This is a genomic window from Roseiarcus sp. (genome assembly GCF_052145395.1).
Classification (GTDB): domain Bacteria; phylum Pseudomonadota; class Alphaproteobacteria; order Rhizobiales; family Beijerinckiaceae; genus Roseiarcus.
On the sequence record NZ_JBKQOT010000833.1, the window covers coordinates 1 to 3,249 of the forward strand.

General features: G+C 66.1%; 4 protein-coding genes. All 4 read left to right on the forward strand.

Annotation, left to right across the window (positions count from 1 at the left end):
* Positions 1-248, forward strand: a 248-nt coding sequence (locus tag ACLP25_RS29050) for a hypothetical protein (protein WP_442472569.1), incomplete at its 5' end; no start/stop codon positions are given.
* A 56-nt stretch (positions 249-304) separates the two neighbouring features.
* The gene (locus ACLP25_RS29055) at positions 305-2,206 is read left to right on the forward strand and encodes an acyl-CoA synthetase (RefSeq protein ID WP_442472570.1); all 1,902 of its coding nucleotides are present in this window, start codon (positions 305-307) and stop codon (positions 2,204-2,206) included.
* 38 nt (positions 2,207-2,244) lie between these two features.
* The gene (locus tag ACLP25_RS29060) at positions 2,245-2,772 is read left to right on the forward strand and encodes an alcohol dehydrogenase catalytic domain-containing protein (RefSeq protein ID WP_442472572.1); all 528 of its coding nucleotides are present in this window, start codon (positions 2,245-2,247) and stop codon (positions 2,770-2,772) included.
* Entirely contained in the window at positions 2,769-3,248 is a 480-nt protein-coding gene (locus tag ACLP25_RS29065; protein ID WP_442472571.1) for a zinc-binding dehydrogenase, read from the forward strand. The genes ACLP25_RS29060 and ACLP25_RS29065 overlap by 4 nt, the downstream gene beginning before the upstream one ends.
* Position 3,249 lies beyond the last annotated feature (1 nt).

Genomic DNA, 3,249 nt, shown 5'->3' on the forward strand with positions numbered 1-3,249 from the left:
GCCAGAAGCACGAGCACTACGCCGACGGAGACCTGTTCGACGCCGCCCAGCCGCCAGGCTATCACGTGCTCGACCGGGCCGGGCTCTATCAGTGGGGCCCCGACCTGCCCGACGACTTCATCGACGCTCGCCTGACGCCGCGGCGGCTCCTCAACGTGCTTAAGCTGGCGATCAGCGACAGGCCGCGGCTCAAGAAGATGCTTGCGCTGAAAAGCAGCGTCGCGAGGCCTGCCCGCCCATGGCGGTGATTCCCCCGTCGGCGGCCTCAGCGCCGCCGCAGTCGACTGTTCCAGAGGAACCTCACGTGCCAATCCGAAACCAGTCCGACATCGCCGCCATCGAAGCCATTTCGCTCTCGGAGCGGGCGCTGCCCGAGAGTTCCTATGCAGCCCTCGTCGACGCCTCGAAGCGAAACCCTGACGCCCAGGCGCTTTCCTTCTTTCTGTCGGCCGACCGGCTCGACGAGGCGCATGCCTGGACCTATGCCGAGCTCGTCGCGGATGTGACGCGCGCGGCGAACCTCTTCGCCGCCCTCGGGGTTGCGGCCGACCGCCCTGCGGCCTATGTCCTGCCCAACCTTCCCGAGACCCACTTCGCGATCTGGGGCGGCGAGGCCGCCGGCGCAGCGCTCGCCGTCAATCCGATGCTCGAACCGAGACAGGTCGCGGACATCCTGCGCTTCGCCCGCGCTTCGATCCTCGTCACGCTCGCTCCGGCTTTGAACCCCAAGGGGTGGTCAGGTCTCGCCGAGCAGCTTGCCTCGCTTCCGGACCTCAGCGCGATCGCCATCGTCGACATGGCCGACTACCTGGACGGCGAGAAGCGGGGGGCCGCGCGCGCGTCGATCGAGGATGCCGCGGCCGGCTCGCCCTTGAAGATCGTCAACTTGCGCGAAGCGATGCGCGAGCAGCCTTCCGACCGGCTGGTCCCGCCGCACACGATAAGGGCCGACGACATATCCTCCTACTACTGCACCGGCGGAACGACAGGCGCGCCGAAGATCGCCGTCCGGACGCATCGGAACGAGGTGTTCGACTCCTGGTCGGCTTCGAAGGCGATGGAGACCGACGGATCGCCCGGAACCATCCTCTGCGGCTTGCCCTTGTTCCATGTGAACGGTCAGCTCGTCACCGGACTTCAGCCGTGGATGCGCGGCGACCATGTCGTGATCGCCACGCCCGAGGGCTATCGGGGAAAGAACGTCATCGCGCGTTTCTGGGAGATCGTCTCGCGCTACCGCGTTTCGATGTTCTCGGGCGTTCCGACCCTTTACGCAGCCCTGATGCAGACGCCGGTCGGTGATAACGACATTTCCAGTCTCCGGTTCGCGGGCTGCGGCGCCGCGCCGATGCCGTCGGCACTCATCCGCGCGTTCGAAGCAAAGACGGGGGTGAAGATTCTCGAAGGCTACGGCCTCACGGAAGGCGCCTGTGTTTCGTCGGTCAATCCGGCCGCCGGCGAGCGGCGTGCGGGCTCGATCGGCCTACCCATCCCCTATCAGCGGATGGAAGCCGTCATGCTTGACGGCGACGGGCGCTTTCAACGCATGGCGGAGGTCGACGAGGTCGGCGTTATCGCGATCAGCGGCCCCAATGTCTTCAAGGGCTATCTCGACCCCCGCCATAACGCCGGCGTTTGGCTCGACATCGACGGCGAGCGCTGGCTCAATACCGGGGATCTCGGCCGACGCGACGCGAACGGTTATTTCTGGCTGACCGGCCGCAAGAAGGAGCTGATCATTCGGGGAGGACATAATATCGATCCCCGGACCATCGAGGAGGCGCTGGCGAGCCATCCGGGCGTCGACCTGGTTGCGGCGATCGGAAGTCCTGACGCCTACGCCGGCGAGATGCCTGTCGCCTACGTTCAGCCGAAGCCGGGCGCAACGGTCACCGAAAAGGAACTGTTGGAGCACGCCGCGCTGACCATCCCCGAACGGGCGGCGATCCCGAAGCGGATCAAGATCTCCCCGTCGCTGCCGGTGACGGCCGTGGGCAAACTGTTCAAGCCGACGCTGGTCGATCGCGAGATCGAGGAAACCGTCCGCACCGAGGCCGACCGCGTCGGGGCGACGGTCACGTCCGTCACGGTCGAGCGCGATCCCAACGTTGGCCTGAGGGCGATCGTCAGGGCTGCCGCCGGGGCGGAGGAGATGAAAGAGGCTCTCGACCGCTATGCTTTCCGGTCGGAGGTGATCGCGGGATGAAGCCGGAAACAGCGAGCATGCAGACCCGCCTGATTGCGATGTGCCTCGGCCCCGAAGGGGGAGGCGGCTTCGATATTCGCGAAGTCCCGCGCCGCGGCCCCGGTCCGGATGAAATCGAGATTGCGGTTGAGGCCGCTTCAGTCAACCCGATCGATGTTCGTCGCGCCGCCGGCTATGGCCGAAGGCTGCTGTCTCTCATGGGTGCGTCACGGTTTCCGATGACGCTCGGCAATGATTTCGCGGGCGCGGTCGCCACCGTGGGCTCCGGTCGCGCGTCGGGCTTCGCTATCGGAGAGCGCGTCTACGGAGTGAAGCCTCCTTCGAGAGACGGAACGCACGCCTCCCATGTGCTCGTAAAGGCCGCCACACGCGGAAGGCGCCGGCGAACCGAGAGCTTCAGGACCTCGCCGCCTTGCCCTACAGCTTCGTCACGATGTGGCTGGCTGCGGCGCGGGCCGGCGTCACCCGTCAGAACGCCGAGGGAAAGAAAATTCTTATCCATGGCGCTGCCGGCGGCCTGGGAACGCTGGCCTTGCAGACCCTCTCCGAATGGGGAGCGCGCGTGACCGCCATCGCCAAGGCGCCGGACCTGGCCGCCTGCCTCGAAGCGGGCGCCGCCAAAACGGTCGAACGCGAACGCAATCCATTCGCGAATTTGAGAGGCGCGTTCGACGCGACACTCAACTTCGCCACGTGGGAAGATGAGGCGAACTTGCTTTCGTGCCTGCGAGAGGGCGCGCTGGGCCAGGCGAGCACCGTCCACCCTCTGATGCAAAACTTCGACGACGGGGGCTGGGTCGCCGGCGCCCTCCGCACAATCCAACAAAAGAGGAAGATGCGGGCCGCTCTCCCTGGAAGAACACGCAATTACGCGTGGGTTCTGTTTCGGCCGGAACGCGAAGCGCTTTCGGAAATGGCGAGGCTCGTCGAACTTGGCCGGCTCTCTCTTCCGATCGGAATCCGGGCGCCTCTTCGCGACGCGCCCAAAGCCTTCGATCACATGCGCCGTCACGCCCCAGGAAGAGCGCTGCTGATCCCTTGAT

Bases quoted from the DNA above. Each gene is read 5' to 3' on its own strand.
- ACLP25_RS29060 (WP_442472572.1), top strand. From the start codon at position 2,245: ATGTGCCTCGGCCCCGAAGGGGGAGGCGGCTTCGATATTCGCGAAGTC.